Here is a 449-nt window from a genome sequence, read left to right as displayed (position 1 = left end):
ACACCGAATATCTCCCCGTCATCTACTGTGAAAGAGATGCTGTTCAGGGCATTCACCTTACCCTGCCTGCCGTAACTTTTATGTAAATCCTTTACTTCAATCATTTTTGTTGCAAATTAAAGCTTAACCTCTCCATACATGCCGATCTTCAGGAAACCATCGTTCGGGACGGCAATTTTCAGCGCATACACTAAGTTAGCCCGTTCATTCTTGGTCTGAATGGTCTTGGGAGTAAACTCCGATTTATCGGATATCCAGTTGATCCGGCCCTTGTATGACTTCATTCCGCCGTGCCCGTCGTCAACCCGTACCGTCACCTCACCGTTCAGTTTGATTTGTGCCAGCTGATCATTTGTCACGTAGGCCCTCAGGAATAGGATTCCGGTATCGGCAATTTTGAATAGGGGAGTACCTATGGTAGCCAGCTCACCTGCCTCTGCATATCTGTT

The 449-nt window shown here is 47.0% G+C and carries 1 protein-coding gene; it reads right to left on the bottom strand.

Annotated elements, in window-relative coordinates; translation table 11 throughout:
- Positions 1-116: 116 nt before the first annotated feature.
- On the bottom strand, positions 117-449 hold a 333-nt coding region (locus tag B3Z75_RS11375), incomplete at its 5' end, for an HlyD family efflux transporter periplasmic adaptor subunit (RefSeq protein WP_294071711.1).

The organism is Proteiniphilum sp. UBA1028 (assembly GCF_002316955.1).
In the GTDB taxonomy this organism is placed as follows: domain Bacteria; phylum Bacteroidota; class Bacteroidia; order Bacteroidales; family Dysgonomonadaceae; genus Proteiniphilum.
Note: the sequence above shows the minus strand (reverse complement) of the source record. Positions and strands in the feature narration are given on the sequence as shown.